Annotated in this window: 19 protein-coding genes; 11 read left to right on the top strand and 8 right to left on the bottom strand. The window is 67.7% G+C overall.

Annotated elements, in window-relative coordinates; translation table 11 throughout:
- Positions 1-13 precede the first annotated feature (13 nt).
- The 4 genes from ACZ5R1_RS18325 to ACZ5R1_RS18310 all read left to right on the top strand — a co-directional run bounded on the left by ACZ5R1_RS18325 (position 14) and on the right by ACZ5R1_RS18310 (position 3070).
- Positions 14-2062 (top strand): AsmA family protein, encoded by a 2049-nt coding sequence (locus tag ACZ5R1_RS18325; protein WP_115945804.1) that lies wholly within the window; start codon positions 14-16, stop codon positions 2060-2062.
- 138 nt (positions 2063-2200) lie between these two features.
- Positions 2201-2437: a hypothetical protein gene (locus tag ACZ5R1_RS18320; RefSeq protein ID WP_115945805.1), complete on the top strand. Its 237-nt coding sequence runs from the start codon at positions 2201-2203 to the stop codon at positions 2435-2437.
- Positions 2434-2655 (top strand): YgdI/YgdR family lipoprotein, encoded by a 222-nt coding sequence (locus ACZ5R1_RS18315; protein ID WP_464712637.1) that lies wholly within the window; start codon positions 2434-2436, stop codon positions 2653-2655. The genes ACZ5R1_RS18320 and ACZ5R1_RS18315 overlap by 4 nt, the downstream gene beginning before the upstream one ends.
- Positions 2656-2668: 13 nt before the next feature.
- On the top strand, positions 2669-3070 hold the full coding sequence (locus tag ACZ5R1_RS18310; protein ID WP_027601347.1) for a Rho termination factor N-terminal domain-containing protein: 402 nt from the start codon (positions 2669-2671) through the stop codon (positions 3068-3070).
- Between the two features lie 57 nt (positions 3071-3127).
- Here the strand turns inward: ACZ5R1_RS18310 and ACZ5R1_RS18305 are convergent, their stop codons facing one another.
- The 4 genes from ACZ5R1_RS18305 to ACZ5R1_RS18290 form a co-directional block, all read right to left on the bottom strand.
- Entirely contained in the window at positions 3128-4321 is a 1194-nt protein-coding gene (locus ACZ5R1_RS18305; RefSeq protein WP_007162596.1) for a class I SAM-dependent rRNA methyltransferase, read from the bottom strand.
- Positions 4322-4388: 67 nt separating this feature from the next.
- The gene (locus ACZ5R1_RS18300) at positions 4389-4628 is read right to left on the bottom strand and encodes a hypothetical protein (RefSeq protein WP_027599076.1); all 240 of its coding nucleotides are present in this window, start codon (positions 4626-4628) and stop codon (positions 4389-4391) included.
- 61 nt (positions 4629-4689) lie between these two features.
- Positions 4690-5076 (bottom strand): Cu(I)-responsive transcriptional regulator, encoded by a 387-nt coding sequence (gene cueR, locus ACZ5R1_RS18295; protein WP_007162594.1) that lies wholly within the window; start codon positions 5074-5076, stop codon positions 4690-4692.
- Positions 5073-7457 (bottom strand): heavy metal translocating P-type ATPase, encoded by a 2385-nt coding sequence (locus ACZ5R1_RS18290; protein WP_115945806.1) that lies wholly within the window; start codon positions 7455-7457, stop codon positions 5073-5075. Before ACZ5R1_RS18290 ends, cueR begins: the two co-directional genes overlap by 4 nt.
- 111 nt (positions 7458-7568) lie before the next feature.
- Here ACZ5R1_RS18290 and ACZ5R1_RS18285 point away from each other — a divergent pair, with 111 nt between their 5' ends.
- Positions 7569-7763: a cation transporter gene (locus ACZ5R1_RS18285; protein ID WP_115945807.1), complete on the top strand. Its 195-nt coding sequence runs from the start codon at positions 7569-7571 to the stop codon at positions 7761-7763.
- On the opposite strand, the gene ACZ5R1_RS18280 is transcribed toward ACZ5R1_RS18285, so the two are convergent.
- Entirely contained in the window at positions 7745-8374 is a 630-nt protein-coding gene (locus ACZ5R1_RS18280; protein ID WP_027599073.1) for a TetR family transcriptional regulator, read from the bottom strand. The genes ACZ5R1_RS18285 and ACZ5R1_RS18280 overlap by 19 nt on opposite strands.
- Positions 8375-8486: 112 nt before the next feature.
- Between ACZ5R1_RS18280 and ACZ5R1_RS18275 the strand changes: the two genes are divergently transcribed.
- The 3 genes from ACZ5R1_RS18275 to zapE all read left to right on the top strand — a co-directional run bounded on the left by ACZ5R1_RS18275 (position 8487) and on the right by zapE (position 11245).
- Positions 8487-9659, top strand: coding sequence for a multidrug effflux MFS transporter (locus ACZ5R1_RS18275; protein ID WP_058790086.1), 1173 nt, complete (start codon positions 8487-8489; stop codon positions 9657-9659).
- 68 nt (positions 9660-9727) lie between these two features.
- Positions 9728-10114 carry an MAPEG family protein gene (locus tag ACZ5R1_RS18270; RefSeq protein ID WP_007162589.1) on the top strand — a complete coding sequence of 129 codons (387 nt, stop codon included), beginning with the start codon at positions 9728-9730 and terminating at the stop codon, positions 10112-10114.
- An 81-nt stretch (positions 10115-10195) separates the two neighbouring features.
- Entirely contained in the window at positions 10196-11245 is a 1050-nt protein-coding gene (gene zapE, locus ACZ5R1_RS18265) for a cell division protein ZapE (RefSeq protein ID WP_464712636.1), read from the top strand.
- Here zapE and ACZ5R1_RS18260 read toward each other — a convergent pair.
- Positions 11242-11886, bottom strand: a complete 645-nt coding sequence (locus tag ACZ5R1_RS18260; RefSeq protein ID WP_115945809.1) for a hypothetical protein — start codon at positions 11884-11886, stop codon at positions 11242-11244. The two genes, zapE and ACZ5R1_RS18260, sit on opposite strands and share 4 nt — an antisense overlap.
- Positions 11887-12042: 156 nt before the next feature.
- On the opposite strand from ACZ5R1_RS18260, the gene ACZ5R1_RS18255 reads away from it, so the two are divergent.
- Positions 12043-13653: an inorganic phosphate transporter gene (locus ACZ5R1_RS18255; protein WP_115945810.1), complete on the top strand. Its 1611-nt coding sequence runs from the start codon at positions 12043-12045 to the stop codon at positions 13651-13653.
- A 174-nt stretch (positions 13654-13827) separates the two neighbouring features.
- Here ACZ5R1_RS18255 and ACZ5R1_RS18250 read toward each other — a convergent pair whose 3' ends face one another.
- Positions 13828-14694: a LysR family transcriptional regulator gene (locus ACZ5R1_RS18250; protein WP_115945811.1), complete on the bottom strand. Its 867-nt coding sequence runs from the start codon at positions 14692-14694 to the stop codon at positions 13828-13830.
- 150 nt (positions 14695-14844) lie between these two features.
- Between ACZ5R1_RS18250 and ACZ5R1_RS18245 the strand changes: the two genes are divergently transcribed.
- Together ACZ5R1_RS18245 and ACZ5R1_RS18240 are read left to right on the top strand one after the other, a co-directional pair.
- On the top strand, positions 14845-15270 hold the full coding sequence (locus ACZ5R1_RS18245) for a VOC family protein (protein ID WP_027599066.1): 426 nt from the start codon (positions 14845-14847) through the stop codon (positions 15268-15270).
- 90 nt (positions 15271-15360) lie between these two features.
- Positions 15361-16659, top strand: coding sequence for a flavohemoglobin expression-modulating QEGLA motif protein (locus ACZ5R1_RS18240; protein ID WP_007162583.1), 1299 nt, complete (start codon positions 15361-15363; stop codon positions 16657-16659).
- A gap of 71 nt (positions 16660-16730) precedes the next feature.
- Here the strand turns inward: ACZ5R1_RS18240 and ACZ5R1_RS18235 are convergent, their stop codons facing one another.
- Positions 16731-18659 (bottom strand): AAA family ATPase, encoded by a 1929-nt coding sequence (locus tag ACZ5R1_RS18235; RefSeq protein WP_464712635.1) that lies wholly within the window; start codon positions 18657-18659, stop codon positions 16731-16733.
- Between the last annotated feature and the right edge of the window lie 83 nt (positions 18660-18742).

Genomic DNA, 18742 nt, shown 5'->3' with positions numbered 1-18742 from the left:
CAAGGAGGCGGCCATGACGCGCCCACGCAAGATCCTCGCCTGGCTGCTGGGAATCATCCTGCTGCTGCTCGTAGTGCTGGTGGTGGTGCTCGCCACCTTCGACTGGAATCGGCTCAAGCCGACCATAAACGAGCAGGTGTCGAGCGCCTTGCACCGCCCCTTCGCCATCGAGGGCAACCTGGGCGTGGTCTGGCACCGCGAGCCGGATCAGGGCGGCTGGCGCGCCTGGATTCCCTGGCCCCACATCGCCGCCGAAGACCTGACCCTGGGCAATCCGGACTGGGCCAAGGAAAAGACCTTCGTTCACCTCGACCGGGTTCAGCTGCGGATCTCGCCGCTGGCGCTCTTGGCCAAGCAGATCTATATCCCGCGCATCGATCTCACGGGGCCGGTGGTCAATGCCCAGCGGCTGGCCGATGGCCGCAACAGCTGGACCTTCGAGACCGCCGAGAAGGACCCCAAGGCCGAACCCTCGGCCTGGACCGTGGACATCGGCACCATCGGCTTCGACGCCGGCCAGGTCGGCTTCGACGATGCCCAGACCGCCACTCGGCTGCGCGCGCGGATCACCTCCCTGGACGCCCCCATCGCCTATGCCGACCTGGTGGGCAAGCAGGGCACCTCGCGCCAGCGCTCCCACGTCAAGCAGACCCAGCCCTTCCAGTTCGCCCTGGCGGTGGAAGGCAGCTACAAGCAGGTGCCGGTCAGTGGCCGTGGCCAGATCGGCGGACTGCTGGCGCTGCAGGACGCCGATGTGCCTTTTCCCATCCAGCTCGATGCCCGTGCCGGCGAGACCCGCGCCCAGGTCTTTGGCACCCTGACCGATCCGCGGCGCCTGGGTGCCCTGGATCTGCACCTGGTGCTGGAGGGCAAGAGCCTGGCGCAGCTCTATCCGCTGACCGGGGTCACCCTGCCGGAGACGGCGCCCTATGCCACCGATGGCCATCTCACGGTCAAGCTCAACGATCCGGCGGGCGCGCGCTTCAGCTACGAAGACTTCAATGGCCGGGTCGGCAAGAGCGACCTGCACGGCGAGGTGCTGTTCACCGGCGGCAAGCCACGGCCCAAGCTCAGTGGCACCCTGCGCTCCGATCAGCTGCTGTTCGAGGACCTGGCGCCGCTGATCGGCGCCGATACCAAGGAACAGCAGGCGGCCAAGGGCGAAACCAGCAAGCAGCCGGCGGACAAGGCCCTGCCGGTCTCCGAATTCCGCACCGAGCGCTGGCGCGCCATGGATGCGGACGTGCGTTTCACCGGCAAGCGCATCGTGCAGAACGCGCAGCTGCCGATCACCGATCTCAACACCCACGTGCGCCTGACCGATGGCGTGCTGCTGCTCGACCCCCTGCGTTTCGGCGTGGCCGGGGGCGATCTGAACACCACGGTGCGCCTGGAAGGCGACAAGACGCCCCTGCTGGGGCGGGTCGATCTGCATGTGCGCCGGGTCAAGTTGAACCAGCTGTTCCCCACCGTGGAGACCATGAAGCGCAGCATGGGCGAACTCAATGGCGATGCCACCCTGAGTGGCACTGGCAACTCGGTGGCGGCGTTGCTCGGCACCAGCAACGGCGAACTCAAGCTCCTGATGAACGACGGCCGCATCAGCCGCAGCCTGATGGAGCTAGCCGGACTCAACGTCGGCAACTATCTGGTCGATCGGCTGTTCGGCGATGACGAGGTGGAGATCAACTGCGCGGTCGCCGATCTCGACTTCAAGAAGGGCCTGGTGCAGCCTCAGGTCTTCGTGCTCGACACCGAGAACGCCCTGATCAACATCACCGGCACCATCAACCTGGCGAGCGAACGACTGGATCTCACCGTCGATCCCCACAGCAAGGGCCTGCGCATCTTCTCGCTGCGGTCGCCGCTCTATGTGCGCGGTACCCTGAAAAGTCCCGCGCCGGGGGTCAAGGCCCTGCCGCTGGCGGCCCGCGGCGCGGCGGCGGCACTGCTCGCTACCTTTGCGGCGCCGGCCGCCGGTCTGCTGGCACTGGTGGCGCCGAGCAACGAGCAGGGCGCCCAGTGCAGCACCCTGTTGCAGCAGATGCGTGCAGGGCGTTGAACTCTTGCGCTAGAGCGGGTTCGCGGTACTTGACAGACGACCGTTCGGCGGCGTCTGACGGGCGGAAAAGAACCGCTCTGGTTGCCCGGGCTCTATAGAAATAACCCGAGTCGGGCAGCCTTTTCGCGGAGACCTCTCATGCGTGACGACACCGATAGCCAATACGAAATCCACTACAAGTTGCTGGGCGAAAGCTATACCGACCGTATCAGCAATCTCGACGTACCCATCACCGACGTGGTCCGCGAACTGGCCTGCCGGCACCTGGATGCGATCAACGACGAGCGCTTCCACCTGGCCGATATCGAGTCCGGTCAGGCGCTGGTGGCGCTGCATGATGTGTCCATCCATCGCGTCTCGCCGGACGCGCCATGAAGCGCCTGCTAAGCGGTGGATTGCTGGCTCTGACCCTGCTGGGGCTGACGGCCTGTTCCACCGAGACGGTGGTGACCCTGCAGGACGGTACCCAGTACATCGCCGAAGATCGTCCCAACACCAAGACGGCCGATGGCTTCTATGAATTCACCGACGTGGCGGGTCGTCATGTACGGGTGAAGGCAGCCGATGTGGCCACCATCAAGGCGGAAGACTAGCCAGGAGACTGCCATGCCCCGCGGCGACAAGTCCAAGTACAGCGACAAACAGGAACGCAAGGCCGAGCACATCGAGGAGAGCTACGAGAAAAAGGGCGTCTCCAAAGAGGAAGCCGAAGCGCGGGCCTGGGCGACGGTGAACAAGCAGTCCGGCGGTGGTGAAAAGGCGGGCTCCGGCAAGAGCAAGAGCGGTACTGCCAAGCGCGCGGATCGCAAGGACTCCGCACGGCGGGCGGTGGCCACCAAGCAGGGCCAGTCGCCCAACAGCGGGCGGGCCTCGGCACGGCGTTCGCGCAGCGGCAGCACCTCGCTCAGCGACATGACCCGCGACGAACTGGTGAAGAAGGCCGCCGAACAGGACATTCGTGGGCGTTCGCGGATGAAGAAGGACGAGTTGATTCGTGCCTTGAGCTGACAGTCGAACACGCAAGAAAAAGCCGGACCTGGTCCGGCTTTCTTTTTGCCTGGCGCCTTAGCTGGGCAGCAGCCGGCAGGTGAGGCTCTTGATGTAGCGGGTCTCCGGGATCGCCGGGTGTACCGGGTGATCCGGGCCCTGGGCACCGCGTTCGAGGATCTGCAGGTTGCGGTCCAGATGGCGGGCGCTGCCGAGCAGGATGTTCTGCAGGTCGTCTTCGGGCAGGTGCATGGAACAGGAGGCACTGACCAGGATGCCGTCCTTGTTCAGCAGCCGCATGGCCTGTTCGTTGAGGCGGCGATAGGCGGCCTCACCGTTCTTCAGGTCCTTACGCTTCTTGATGAAGGCCGGCGGGTCGGCCACGATGACATCGAATTTCTCTTCGCCGGCCTTGAGTTCCTTGAGTGCCTCGAAGACATCGCCTTCGACGCAGACCAGCCTTTCCGCCAGGCCGTTGAGGGTGGCATTGCGCTCCACGCCGTCGAGGGCGAAGCCCGAGGCATCCACGCACATGACCTCGCTGGCGCCAAAGGCCGCGGCCTGCACGCCCCAGCCGCCGATGTAGCTGAACAGGTCGAGCACGCGCTTGCCTTCGACATAGGGCGCCAGGCGCGCCCGATTCAGGCGGTGGTCATAGAACCAGCCGGTCTTCTGGCCTTCGCGCACCGGCGCCTCGAAGCGCACGCCGTTCTCTTCCAGCGCCACCCAGTCGGGGACCTCGCCATAGGCCACTTCCACGTAGCTGGAAAGGCCCTCGGCCGCGCGGGCGCTGCCGTCGTTCTTCCACAGCACGCCGTGAGGCTTGAACACCTGCAGCAGGGCGGCCAGGATGGCGTCGCGCTGGCGCTCCATGGTCGCCGAGGCGATCTGCACCACCAGGATGTCGTTGAAGCGATCCACCACCAGACCCGGCAGGAAATCCGAATCGCCATAGACCAGGCGATAGCAGTGGCTGCCGAACAGCCGCTCGCGCAGGCTCAGGGCGACCTTGAAGCGGTGCACCAGCAGCGACTTGTCCAGCAGGTAGCCGGTGTCGCGGGAGAACAGGCGGGCGCAGATCAGGTTGTTGGGCGACAGCGCCACCAGGCCCAGCGGCTTGCCGCTGGTGGTTTCCAGGATGGCCTGATCGCCCGGCTCGAAGGCGGTCAGCGGGGTGGCGACGACGTCCACCTCGTTGCTGTACACCCAGAGGTGCCCGGCGCGCAGACGGCGGTCGGCATTGGCTTTGAGGCGCAGGCGAGGCAGGGTCATGAAGGTCTCCGGCGAAGGGGGCAAAAGCGCGGAATTATAGCGCAAAGCTACCCGCCCGGGCCGGCCGTCAGTCCCGCTGGCTGACCTCGATGTCGCTCAGCCCGGCTTCCTGGGCGCGCCGGGCGATGCTCGGCTGAGCATGGCGTTCCCAGGGCGCATCGACCACTACCTGGGGTTCCTCGACGTGCTTGATCAGCAGCTGCAGTACGGCTTCCTCTTCGGTGACCGGCTCGAAGCTCTCCAGCTCGTGAGTGAGGGGTTCGCCGTTGAAGCGGTAACTGATCTGGTAGTGGTGCAGGGTATGCATGGACTCGACCTCGGCAGCGGGGAGATAGAAAGATGGACCCCGCGAGCCCTCGGCGGTTGCGTCAGCCGCCGAGGGTATCGAGGATCGGACACTCGGGGCTGGCGTCGCCATGGCAGCAGGAGACCAGCTCGCCGAGGGTGCTGCGCAGGCGGGTCAGTTCGGCGATCTTCAGATCCAGCTCGGCGATGTGCCGCTTGGCCAGCGCCTTGACGTCGGCACTGGCGCGTTGCCGGTCCTGCCAGAGGCTGAGCAACTGGCGGATCTCTTCCAGACTGAAGCCCAGCTCCCGCGAGCGGCGGACGAAGGCCAGCACCCGCAGGTCTTCGGCGCCGTACTGGCGATAGCCGCTGTCAGTCCGTCCGGCGGGGGCCAGCAGGCCGATCCGCTCGTAGTAGCGCAGCATCTTGGCGGTGAGCCCGCTGGCCTTGGCGGCCTGACCGATGTTCATGAGGGGAGGTCTCCGGACGGGCGCCAGCGGCCGAGCAGCAGGGCATTGGCCAGGACACTGGCGCTGGAAAAGGCCATGGCGGCGCCGGCATAGACCGGGTCGAGCAGACCCAGGGCGGCCAGCGGCAGGCCGATGACATTGTAGATGAAGGCCCAGAACAGATTCTGGCGGATCTTGCGCTGGGTACGGCGGGCGATGTCCAGCGCCGCGACGACCTGGCGCGGGTCCTCCTGCAAGAGGGTGATGCCAGCCGCGTGGCGCGCGGCGGCGGTGCCCGAGCCCATGGCGATGCCCAGCTCCGCGGCGGCCAGCGCCGGGGCGTCGTTGAGGCCGTCACCGACCATGGCCACGCCGCCCCGGGTCGCCTGCAGCCGGGCCACCAGGGCGGCCTTGTCGGCGGGCAGCACCTCGGCCTCCCACTGGGTGATGCCCAGGGCCGCGGCCACCTGGCGGGCGCTGCCACGGTTGTCACCGGTCAGCAGCCAGCTGTCGATGCCGTCGCGGCGCAGCTGGGCAATGGCCGCGGCAGCACCCGGGCGCAGCGCATCGCCAAAGGCCAGCAGCCCCAGCACCCGCGGCTGGCTGCCGCCTTCCAGCAGCCAGGACAGGGTCAGCCCCTGGTCTTCCCAGGCGCGAGCGGTCTCGGCTAGGCCGCCGGCGTCCGACCCCTGTTCGGCCAGCAACCGGGCATTGCCCAGCAGCAGCGGGCGGGTCTGCCAGTGGCCTTGCAGGCCACGGCCGGGGAGGGCGCGGACGTCTTGGGCCGGTGGGGTGTCCAGGCCGCGCTCGCGACAGGCCAGCAGCACGGCGGCGGCCAGAGGGTGCTCGCTGCCGCGTTGCAGGCTACCGGCCAGACTCAGCAAGTCGGCTTCCTCGATGCCGGGAGCCGTGGCCAGCTGGCAGAGGCGCAACTGGCCGGCGGTCAGGGTGCCGGTCTTGTCGAAGACCACGGTAGTGATGCCCTGGGCACGCTCCAGGGTCTCGGCGTCCTTGATCAGAATGCCGTGACGCGCCGCCACCCCGGTACCGGCCATGAGGGCGGCGGGGGTGGCCAGTCCCAGGGCACAGGGGCAGGCGATGACCAAGACTGCCACCGCGGCGAGCAGACTGGACTCCAGGGCGTGGCCGCTCAGCAGCCAGCCGAGCAGGGTGACCAGGGCCAGGCTCACCACCACCGGCACGAACACCCGGCTGATCCGATCCACCAGCTGCTGGATGGGCGCCTTGGTGGCCTGGGCGTCTTCCACCAGGCGGATGATGCCGGCCAGCACCGTCTCGCCACCCAGGGCGATGACCTCGATCTGCAGATTGCCCTCGCCGTTGATGGCGCCCCCCACCACCTCGTCACCGGGGCCCTTGGCGACCGGGCGGCTTTCGCCGGTGAGCAGGGCTTCGTCCACCTGGCTTTCGCCCTGCAGGATGCGGCCGTCGGCGGGGATGCGCTCGCCCGGGCGCAGCTGCAGGCGATCGCCCAGGCGCAGGCGATTCAGGGCGACCTCTTCTTCCTGGCCGGCCGCATCCAGGCGCCGGGCGCTTTCCGGGCGCAGGGCTTCCAGGGCGCGCAGGGCCGCGCCGGTGCGGCGCTTGGCACGGGTCTCCAGGTATTTGCCCAGGCGCACCAGGGCGATGACCATGGCCGCCGTCTCGAAATAGAGATGGGGGCTGTCCTTGACCAGCCAGAGATAGAGGCTCAGGCCATAGGCGGCGCTGGTGCCCAGGGCGACCAGCACATCCATGTTGCCGCTGCGGGCGCGCAGGGCATGCCAGGCACCGCGATAGAAGCGCGCGCCGACGATGAACTGCACCGGCGTCGCCAGCAGGAATTGCAGCCAGGCGGGCGGCATCAGGTGCCAGCCGAAGGGCGCCAGCAGCATGGGCAGGATCAGCGGTGCGGTCAGCAGCAGCGCCAGGGTCAATTCGAAATGCTCCCAGGGCACCCCCTGCCGCGCCGGGGCTGAACGCTCGTCTTCGGCGCGGCGATCCTGGGCGCCGTAGCCGGCGCCTTCCACCGCGGCGATCAGGGTGTGGGTGTCGACCGCGGCCAGGGTCCTGACCCGCGCTTTTTCGCTGGCCAGGTTGACCTCGGCGGCCAACACTCCGGGCACCGCACGCAGGGCCTTTTCGATCCGCCCGGCGCAGTTGGCGCAGCTCATGCCGGACAGCGCCAGGTCATGCTCGGCCTCGGCCACCCGGTAGCCGGCGGCGGTGACGGCTTCGGCCAGCGCCGGCGCCGCGTCACCCGGTGCGCTGACGCGGGCCTTTTCGCTGGCCAGGTTGACGCCGGCCGCGCTGACCGCCGGGACCTTCTGCAGGGCGCGCTCGACCCGACCGGCGCAGGCCGCGCAGGTCATGCCGCTGATGGAGAGTTCGAATTCGTGCATGGGCACCTCCTGATAACAGTGTTGACCTTGACCTCGGGTCAAGGTCAACACTGGAACCCGGTCCTGGCGCTGGCGTCAGGAGAAAGAGGTCAAGACAGACAGGAGCAGACCATGCATGTCATCAAGGTGATCGGAATGAGTTGCGCCCACTGCGTGAGCGCCATCGAGGCCGCGGTCCTCAAGGTGGACAATCGCGCCCGGGTGGAGGTGGATCTGCAGGCGGGCGAGGTGCGCATCGACAGCGCCGAGGTGGCTGCGCCCTTTCGCGTGGCCATCGAGCAGGCGGGCTATACCGTCGGCGACTGAACCCAGTCGCGCACGATGGCGCGGAAGAAGGTGGTGAACACCTGATCGGCGGCCAGCAGCGGGGCGAAGGTCTGTTCGTCGCGCAGCAGGTCCGAGAGGGTGCCGAGAAACAGGCTGTGCAGCATCCGGCTGGCCAACTGCGGTGTCACGCCCGGCTGCAGGCGATGCGCCTGGGCGGTGAAGAGGGCGTCGGTGATGCGGATGAACTGCCGCAGGAACTGCAGATCGCGCTCCTCGGCCTCGCGCAGCTCCTCGGTGAATTCGCAGCGGTGCAGCATGATGGTCATCACCCGCTGCTCCCGGCCGGGCTGGGTGAATTTCGTCATGCCTTCGATGCACAGCTTGAACAGCCGTTGCAGGCTGTCTTCCTCGCCGTCGACGCGCAGGCGCTCGGTCAGTTCGTCGGCCGGGATCCTTATCTGGCTAAGCATTTCGTGGAACAGGTGGGCCTTGTTCTGGAAATGCCAGTACACTGCACCCCGGGTGACGCCGCATTCGCGGGCGATCATTTCCAAGCTGGTACGCGCCACGCCATTGGTCAAGAACAGGGCTTCCGCCGCATCGAGAATGGCTTGGCGGGTCTGTTCGGCTTCTTCTTTCGTACGACGCATGGGCGATCTGACTGGCAGTGGGTCTGCCACGCAGTCTAGCGCGCCTCGCCGCTTTTACAAACATGATTGTATGTAACTGCGTGACACTTCCGCTTCCATCGGATCAGGCTTCATGACCTTTCGCTTATTGTTGATTCTCGGGGCCCTCTCGGCCTTCGCCCCCTTCGCCATCGACATGTACCTGCCCAGCTTCCCGTCGCTGGCCCGGTCGTTCGCCACCGATATCGAACACGTGCAGCTGAGTCTGGCGGTGTATTTCGCCGGTCTCGCCAGCGGCCAGCTGTTCTATGGCCCCCTGGCGGACCGCTTCGGCCGCCGCCTGCCGCTGCTGATCGGCATCGGCCTGTTCTGCCTGGCGTCGCTGGGCTGCGCCCTGGCGCCCAGCCTGCCCTGGCTGATCGCCGCGCGTTTCGTCCAGGCCCTGGGCGGCTGCGCCGGCATGGTGATCGCGCGGGCCGTGGTACGGGATCTCTGCGAGCCGATGGCCGCGGCGCGGGCCTTTTCGCAGATCATGCTGGTGACCGGCATCGCGCCCATCATCGCGCCCTTCGCCGGCAGTCTGCTGCTGAGCACCTTTGGCTGGCAGGCGATCTTCGTCAGTCTGGCGCTGTTCGCCGCCGCCTGCGGCACCGCGGTGGCGCTGTGGCTGCCCGAATCCCTGCCGGCGCACCATCCGCGGCCGCCGCTGCGGGGTGCCCTGCGCAACTACCTGCGGCTGCTGCGCGATCGCACCTTCATCGGCCATACCCTGACCGGCGGCATCGCCATGGCCGGGATGTTCGCCTACATCTCCGGTTCGCCCTTCGTGCTGATCGAGCTCTATGGCGTCGCGCCCGAGCACTACGGCTGGGTATTCGGCCTCAACGCCGCCGGCTTCATCCTGCTCGGGCAGCTCAATGCCCGCTTGGTGGTCCGCCAGGGACCGGCCTTCTGGCTGCGCCGCGCGGTGGTCGCCTATGCCGCGGCGGGACTGGTCCTGCTGCTGGTGGGCGCCTTCCAGCCCAAGGCGCTGCCGGTGCTGATGATCCCGCTGTTCTGCGCCATCGCCCTGCTCGGCGGCATCGTGCCCAACGCCTCGGCCTGCGCCCTGGCCGGGCAGGGCGCCAATGCCGGCAGTGCCTCGGCGCTGATGGGCAGTCTGCAATTCATCCTCGCGGCGCTGGCCTCCAGCAGCGTGGGCGCGCTGCACAATGGCACCGTGGTGCCCATGTGCGCGGTATTGGCACTCTGCGCGGTGGCCACCGCACTCATGGCGCGCTGGACCCATAGCCGCACGCCAGCCTAAAGCGGAGTGGATTTTTCCCGGTCGGGCGGGTCAGATAGGCGAACCCTCACACTTCCAGGGACGCCGACATGACCTTCGCCTACTGGTGCATCTTCCTCGTCTACCTCGTGCCCTATGGCGCGGCCTACTATGCCAAGTTCAAGGGCAGCGGCTTCACGCCCGAGGACAACCGGGATCCGCGCAGCTTTCTCGGCAAGCTGGAAGGGGCCCGGGCCCGGGCCAACGCCGCCCAGCAGAACGCCTTCGAGATCAATCCGCTGTTCGCCGCCGCGGTGATCGTCGCCCACGTCACCGGTGGCGCCGAGCAGGGCACCATCAACTTCTGGGCCTTCCTCTTCCTGCTCAGCCGTATCGCCTACACCTGGCTGTATATCCGCGATCATGCCACCCGCCGCTCGCTGGTCTGGGCCGGCGGCATGTTCTGCTGCCTCTGCCTGTTCATCGCCGCGGCCTGAGTGCACCGTCGCTGCCGGTCTTGACCGGCAGCGACGGCTGTAGCTTCATTAGCGCCCTATCTTTCTCGGCTGGCCGCCTGCATGACGTCTCCTTCGCCCGCCCAGCAGGTGCTGGCACACTTCGCTCAGCTCGCCCAAGCCCGTGGCTACACCCTGGATGCCGCGCAACAGGCCGCCATCGACCGTTTCGCCCAGCTCGCCGACGAGCTGCTGCGTCCGCGGCTGTTCCGCCGCCAGGCGCCACGCAGTCTCTATCTCTGGGGGCCGGTAGGCCGTGGCAAGAGCTTTCTGCTCGACGGCTTCTTTGCCGCCCTGCCATTCGCCGAGAAGCGCCAGGTGCACTTCCATGCCTTCTTTCGCGAACTGCACGAGCGGATGTTTCGCCAGCCGCCCGGCGGTGATGCCCTGGCCGCCAGCCTGGACGAACTGCTCGACGGTTGCCGACTGCTCTGCTTCGATGAGTTCCATGTGCATGACATCGGCGACGCCATGCTCATCACCCGGCTGTTCAAGGCCTTGTTCAGCCGCGGCGTGGTGCTGATCACCACCTCCAACGATCCGCCCGAGGGGTTGCTGCCCAATCCCCTCTACCACGAGCGCTTCCTGCCGGCGATCCGGCTGATCGAGACGCGCATGGACATCCTCTCGGTGGCCGGTCCCCAGGACTATCGCGGCGCCAGTCCCGCCGAGCCCGATCCCTTCGGCGTCGGCGCCTATCTCTGGCCGGGCACCCCGGCGCAGCGCCAGGCGCTGGGGTTGCCGCCGCTGGCGCAGTCCAGGATCGAGGTGCCAGTGGGGCATCGCAGCCTGCCTGCCGTCAGCGCCGCGGACGGGCTGCTGCACTTCAGCTTCGCCGATCTCTGCGAAGGCCCCACCGCGGTCCTCGACTACCTGACCCTGAGCGAAAGCTGGCAGCGCTGGCTGCTGGACGCCGTGCCGCCGCTGCGCGACGCCAGTCCCGCCGCCCGGCAGCGGTTCATCAATCTGGTGGATGTGCTCTACGACCGGCGCCTGGCGCTGTTCCTGGTCAGCGCCGCGCCCCTCGACGAAACCCTGGCCGACAGCGACATCGCCGACATGTCACGGACGCGTAGTCGCCTCTCGCAGCTGCGGCAGATCGGACCGGACTAGCGCTCGGCCTTCAGCTGCGCACCTTCCAGGTGCCAGCGGCGCTGCTCGGCCGAGGCGCCGTCGACGTCGTTGACCCGACGTAGTTGATAGCGGCCGCTGAAGGTCTGGCGGGTGCCGTCGACCAGGCGCGCCCTGACCGTCACCGGGACGCTGACATGGCTCGAACCGGCCGCCCCCTCGACCGGGCCCGGTTGGCCGAGGGTCACCTGCACGCTGCGGGTCCTGGCATAGCCCTGGCGGAATTTCTCGTAGCTGTTGCCAGGCTGGCCGTCCAGGCCCCACTGCTGCCAGGCGGTGCCGTAGTCCCGGGCATCCAGTGCCCGGTAGTAGCGTTGGACCACGGCCGCCGCCGCCTCGGCGCTGCTGGGCAGCGGACCGCAACCCGGCTCCCTGGCCGCTTCGCCATCGCCGAACAGGGCGCAGCTGCGGGCGATCTCGTCCTGCATCAGGGCGCAGCTGTTGGCGGCGTTGCACGGCGGATGGGTGGCGGGGGAGAGCGCCCGGCAGCGGGTGGCCAAGGCCTGGGCCGGCTGTCGCCCGATTTCCTGGGCGCAGCTGCGCGGTGAAGGCTCCGCGGCGGCCAGGGCGCCAGCGGCGAGGGACAGCAGCAGGGCAGGGCAGAGCAGCCAGCTCGGGGGCATCGACGCGATCCTCGGGCAAAGCCCCCAGCCTAGCAGGCCGGGTCTCTGTTGAAAAAAAAGCCCGCGGCGGTCATCCGTCGTCTGGCCACCTGGCTGACGTAAAAACGTCATGCCGGCGGCGCAGGGTGGGTGGATCCCGTGTCGGAGTTCGCCCCAATGCCTTCGTCCAGTCCAGCCGCTTCCCTGTCGCCGCTGTCCCATCCCCTGCACAGTTCACGCAAACCCGGCCCGCTGCGGATCGTGCTGTTCATCGTGCTGCTGCTGACCGGTCTGGCGGTGACCCTCGGCGGTATCCACAACGACGTCAGCGATACCCAGTCCCCGCCCACCACCTGGTTGCCCTTTGCCGGGCTGGCGCTGGCACTGGTGATCGCCCTCGGCTTCGAATTCGTCAACGGCTTCCACGACACCGCCAACGCCGTGGCCACGGTCATCTACACCCACTCGCTGCCGCCCAATCCGGCGGTGCTCTGGTCCGGCTTCTGCAACTTCCTCGGGGTGCTGTTCTCCAGCGGCGCGGTGGCCTTCAGCGTCATCGCCCTGTTGCCGGTGGACCTGGTGGTTGAGATGGGCGCGGGCAAGGGCTTCGCCATGATCTTCGCCCTGCTGATCGCCGCCATCATCTGGAATCTCGGCACCTGGTGGCTGGGCTTGCCGGCGTCCTCGTCCCATACCCTGATCGGCTCCATCATCGGCGTCGGCCTGATGCACGCCTGGTTGGGCGGCCTGGATGGCAGCAGCGGGGTGGACTGGGGCCAGGTGGCCAAGGTCGGCTATGCGCTGCTGTTCTCGCCGCTGATCGGCTTCGTCTGCGCGGCGCTGCTGCTGGTGCTGCTCAAGCGGATCGTGCGCGACCAGACGCTCTACCAGGAGCCGAAAAGCGCCGAGCCGCCGCCGCCGTGGATCCGCGGCCTGCTGATCCTGACCTGCACCGGGGTGTCCTTCGCCCACGGCTCCAACGATGGCCAGAAGGGCATGGGGCTGATCATGCTGATCCTGGTCGGTGCCCTGCCGACCGCCTATGCGCTCAATCGAGCGGTACCCGCCACCGCGACGCCGGCTTTCGCCGCCGTCGCCGAGGTAACCGCCAGCGGACTGCGCCAGGCGGCGCCCCAGGCCGCGCCGGCCGATCCCCATGGGGTGCTGCTGGAGTTCGTGCGCAAGCGACAGAGCAATCCCGAGGTGCTGCCTGCGCTCGCGGCCATCACCGACGACATCGCCCGCGAGGTGCGCCAGTACGGTGCCCTCAACAACGTCCCGGCGCAAAGCATGCCCAACGTGCGCAACGCCATGTACCTGGCTTCGGAATCCATCCGCCTGCTGGAAAAGGAGCACCTGCCGGGGCTGGCGCCCAAGGCGCAGGAGGATCTCCGGGAATTCAAGCGGCAGATCGACCAGGCCACCCGTTTCATCCCGCTGTGGGTCAAGGTGGCGGTGGCCATCGCCCTGGGCCTGGGCACCCTGGTCGGCTGGCGGCGCATCGTCATCACGGTTGGCGAGCGTATCGGCAAGACCCACCTGACCTATGCCCAGGGCGCCTCGGCGGAGCTGGTGGCCATGGGCACCATCGGCGCGGCGGACGCCTTCGGCCTGCCGGTCTCCACCACCCATGTGCTCTCGTCCGGGGTGGCCGGGACCATGGCCGCCAACGGTTCCGGACTGCAGTGGGCGACGGTGCGCAATCTGCTGCTGGCCTGGGTGCTCACCCTGCCGGTGGCCATGGCGCTGTCCGCTTCACTGTACTGGCTGCTGGTGCAGCTGTTCTAAGAGCCTGATCAAAATCTGCTGCGCGTCGGCCAAACTGCATTGAAAATAGCCTGGAAGGCCAGCCCCGTCGGAATGCTCATTTACCACTCGTAAACCCGAGCGCGGGTCCGATCCGCTTCCTCAGCTATTTTCGCGGGGCCGCCCAGGCCTTGTTTGTCTCTAGCTCGCGAGACTTTAATCAGGCTCTGACACGGCTTCGGTCAGGCAGCGGCGAAACAGTGCCACGGCTGGCAGGTCACGCCCCGCGTGGCGGGCGATGACCTGCAATTCACGGTGGAAGGTAAGGGCGCCCAGGGACAGCCGGCGCACCCGCGGATGCTCCAGCCAGAGGCCGGCGCAGGGCACCAGGGCCACGCCCAGGCCGTGCTCGACCATCTTGACGATGGCATCGAGTTCGTCGAGTTCGAGCACCTGGCGCACCGCCAGGCGCTGCTCGCGCAGAAAGGCGCTGACTCGCCGGCCGCCAAAGGAGTGGCGGTCGTAGCGGATGAAGGGCTGGGTCTCCAGCAGCAGGCGCGGATCGTCGCCGGGCAGGTCCGGCGGGGCGATGAGCACGAAGGGTTCCTGCAGCAGGGTGGCGGCGTGCAGTTCCTTGGGCAGTTCGAAGGGCGGGCGGATGAGGATGGCCAGATCCAGTTCGCCGGCATCCACCTGGCTGAGCAGGGCCAGCGAGACGCCGGGCACCAGCCGCGGCTCCAGGCGCGGCGCCTGCTGGCGCAGGCGCACCAGGGTGCCGGGCAGCAGGCCGGTCTGGACGCTGGCGATGGCGCCGATGCGCAACTCGCCCTGGATCTCCTCGCCGGCGCCGGCCATGCGCGCATAGGTGGCGAGCATTTCCTCGGCCAGCGGCAGGGCGCGACGCCCGGCGGCATTGAGCAGGGCGCTGCGGCCATTGCGGTCGAACAGCTGCACGCCCAGGTGCTGCTCCAGGTTGCGGATCTGGGCGCTCACCGCCGAGGGCGTCAGGCCCACGTGCAGCCCGGCCGCGGCAAAGCTGCCATGGCGGGCCACGGCGAGCAGGGTCTTGAATTCGCGAAGCATGGGAGTGGCCTGCAGTCCGGGGCGGTCACTGTAGCGAGCCTGGCTGCCGAGCAACAAAATTTTTGTCGCTCGGAGGCAGGAAAATGCGCTTCATGCACAGGAAAACCTGGGGTGAGAATGGCTGCATCCCCCTCAACAGGATTTCCCCCCATGGCCCTGTCGCCCTTTCACCTCGCCATTCCCGTCTACGACCTGGCCGCCGCCCGGCATTTCTACGGCGACGTCTTCGGCCTCGCCGAGGGTCGCTCCAGCGACCACTGGGTCGACTTCGACTTCTATGGCCACCAGCTGGTGATCCATGAGCACCCCAAGACCGCGTCCCAGGAAGAGGCCCATACCAACGCCGTGGACGGTCACAACGTGCCGGTGCCGCACTTCGGCATCGTGCTGGGCTGGGACGAATGGGAAGCCCTGGCCGACCGTCTGCGGGCACGTGAGACGCAGTTCGTCATCGAGCCCTATATCCGCTTCCAGGGCCAGGTCGGTGAGCAGGCCACCATGTTTCTCTTCGACCCCTGCGGCAATGCCCTGGAGTTCAAGGCCTTCAAGGACATGAGCCAGCTGTTCGCCAAATAGGGCGACTCGGCAGGTCGGATGTCGCGCAACCTAGGCAAAAGACGCGGCAGCGGCCATCCTTGAAGCCTTGCCCGTCGCCCGGTCGCCGTCATGAATGCCCGCCAGCCCTTTCTCGATCCCTATCACCAGACCATTCGCCAGCTGTCCGACCGCATCGTCGCGGCCCAGGCGCCGATCCGCATCCTCGATGCGGTGAAGTGGGACGACGGGGTGCGCCAGGGCTTCCTGGAGGGCAAGGGCAAGCGCCTGCCGGCGGTGGATCGCGCCTTCTACGAGGGGCGGCCGCTGGGCTTCGACGGCGATGCGCTCAAGGGCGAATTCCAGAGCATCGAGCGCGAGGTCACCCGCCAGCTCGGCCAGTTCAATCCGGTCGGCCAGATCATGAGGCGCATGTGCCGCGAATACCGCATGGTGATCCGCATGCTGCAGGCGCGCGGCACCCCGGATTTCGGCCTGATCTCCCAGGAGCTCTATGGCGCGGCCTCGGATGCCTTCCACGCCGGCGATCCGACCCTGGCCGACCTGGGCATGATGATGTCCAGCTACTTGGACAACATCGCCCATCGCGGCGCCCTGGAAGACGAACCCAAGACCCTGACCGCCAAGGACGCCGTGCCCATCCTGCAGGCGCGGCTCAACCGGGTGTTCGGCGAGACGGAAGGCACCATCCGGGTGTTCGAATCCGACGGCATCGTCGCCGACGCCGCGGCCGGCGCCGACTACATCAAGGTGCGCGCCGACGCCCTGTTCAACGAGCGCGACGTCCGCGCCCTGGAGGTCCATGAAGGCCTGGTACACGTCGGCACTACCCTCAATGGCCAGAACCAGCCGATCTGCACCTTTCTGGCCAAGGGCCCGCCGTCGTCCACCGTGACCCAGGAAGGCCTGGCGATCCTCATGGAGGTGATCGCCTTCGCCTCCTATCCGACCCGGCTGCGCAAGCTGACCAATCGCACCCGCGCCATCCACCTGGCCGAGGACGGCGCCGATTTCCTCGAGGTCTTCCGCTTCTTCCAGGAGCAGGGCTACGACTTGGAATCGGGCTACCAGAACGCCAGCCGGGTGTTTCGCGGCTCGACGCCGACGGGGCTGCCCTTCACCAAGGACCTGTCCTATCTGAAGGGCTTCATCCTGATCTACAACTACATCCAGCTGGCGGTGCGCAAGGGCAAGCTGGAGCAGATCCCGTTGCTGTTCTGCGGCAAGACTACCCTGGAAGACATGCGCATCCTGCGTCAGCTGGTGGACGAAGGCGTGGTGGTACCGCCCAAGTACCTGCCGGCGCAATTCCAGGACCTCAACGCCCTGGCGGCCTGGATGTGCTTCTCCAACTTCCTCAACCACCTGAGTCTGGATCGGATCGAGGCGGACTACGCCAATATCCTCTGAGCGCCTATCCAGGCGCTGACATGAAAAGCCCCGGCGGACCGGGGCTTTTTCGTTTCAAGGCGTCGCGGGTATCACTCGCCCTTGAAGGCGGCCGCGATGCTGCGTTCGCCGTCACCCGCGCGCGGGTCGGTCGAACGCTCCGGCACGAAGGCCAGGGCGCGATTGAGGGCGCCGCAGGCTTCCAGGCCGCTGGCGCGGGCGATGGCTTCGGCCACGGCGCTGCCGGGGATGGTCTCGTCGCGCAGCAGCTGGTCGGTGATGTCGTCCAGCGCCGGCTTGAGCTCGGTGATCAGCGCCAGGCAGCGATGATCCAGGCTGTGCAGCAGCTGATCGGCGGCGGCGATGCTGGGCGCGGCGTCGAATTCGATACCGGCATCGCGCAGGGCCTGCAGGCTGAGCAGCGAGCCGCTCGGACCCATGCCCAGCGAGGCGACCATGGACAGCGCCAGCTTGGAGGCTTCCTGCAGATCCTGGGCGGCACCCGAGGAGACCTCGTTGAAATACAGCTGCTCGGCGCAACGACCGGCCAGCAGCATCTGGATGCGGCCTTCGAGTTCCGACTTCAGGTGCAGGCGCTTGTCTTCGGTGGGGGTGATCAGGGTCACGCCCAGGGCCTGGCCACGCGGCAGCAGGGTGACCTTTTCCACCCGACCGACATTGAGCACCGCGGCGACCAGGGCATGACCGGCTTCGTGCACGGCGATGCGGGTTCGCTCGGCCGAACCCAGCGGGGTGACGCCGACCGGTTGCTCGCCGATGCGGCAGGTCTCGATGGCCTCGACGAAGTGGGCCATGGTCACGGCGCTGGCGTTCTCGCGAGCGGCCAGCAGGGCGGCGTGGTTGCTGATGTAGGCGATGGCCGCCGGGGTCAGGCCCACGGTGCCGCGGGAGAGGGCGGCCAGATCCAGTTCGCCCTGGCAGGGCAGCTTGCCGGCATAGAGTTCGAACAGCGCGCGGCGGTCTTCCAGGCTCGGCAGCGGCACGGCGATGGTGCGGTCGAAGCGACCTTCGCGGCGCAGCGCCGGATCCAGGGAATCGGCGAAGTTGGTGGCACCCAGCACCAGCACGCCGCTGGTGCCGTCGAAGCCGTCCAGCTCGGTGAGGAACTGGTTGATGATGCGGTTGGCCTCGGCATCGCTGGAGCGCGACTGCTCGGCGCGGCGGCCGATGCCGTCGATCTCGTCGATGAAGATGATGCAGGGCGCCTTCTTGCGCGCGGTGCGGAACAGCGACTTGACCTTCTGGATGCCGACCCCGAAGAACATCGAGGAAAAGTCGCTGCCGGTCACCTGGATGAAGTGGGCGTTGCACTCGGTGGCCAGAGCCTTGGCCAGCTGGGTCTTGCCGGTGCCGGGTTCGCCGGTCAGCAGCACACCCTTGGGCGGACGGGCACCCAGGGCAGCGAAGGCCTTGGGATTGCGCAGGCAGGTGGTGACGTCTTCCAGCGCCCGCTTGGCTTCGGCGGCGCCGACCACGTCCTTGAAGGAGATGCCGGTGCCCTTGCGGTGCAGCTTGAAGGGGCTGGCGAAACGCAGCGCCAGGGGCACGGCGAGCAGCAGCAGGAGCAGATAGCCCGGCAGGTTGATCAGCAGGGCGTCCAGCCAGGGATGGCGCTGCCCGGATTCGCTCCAGGTGGCCACCGGGAACAGCGGCTCGGCCTGGGTGGCGTAGTCGGCCAGCAGGCGATCGGCGATGCGGCCGCCGTTGTCGGCCACGGCGTAGTGTTCGCCGCGGGCGGTGTCTATGTAGAGGGTTTGATCCCCGATCACGGCGCCGCTGATGGCCTGGGCGCGCAGATCGGCCAGCAGCACGGAGAGGTCACGTGGCTGCCCGGTCCAGTGTTCGGGCGCCTGCTGCACGCTGGCGAGCATGGCGGTGGCGGTCGGGGCCGGCGTGGCGGGCTTGAGCCACAGCCAACTGGCCAGGCCGAGGACGGTGACGAGGGCCAGCGCGCCGGCGACGAGCAGGCGCGGATACTTGGAAACGACGGACTTCTTCATTCACATACCGTTAGGGTCGGAGCGACATCGGACGCGGACTCCCGGATTATCGGCCTGTGGCGAAAAGGGTGAACCTCAGTTCC

It is taken from the genome of Pseudomonas sp. Pso3 (assembly GCF_055393275.1).
This window is presented reverse-complemented; position numbering and strand designations above follow the sequence as displayed.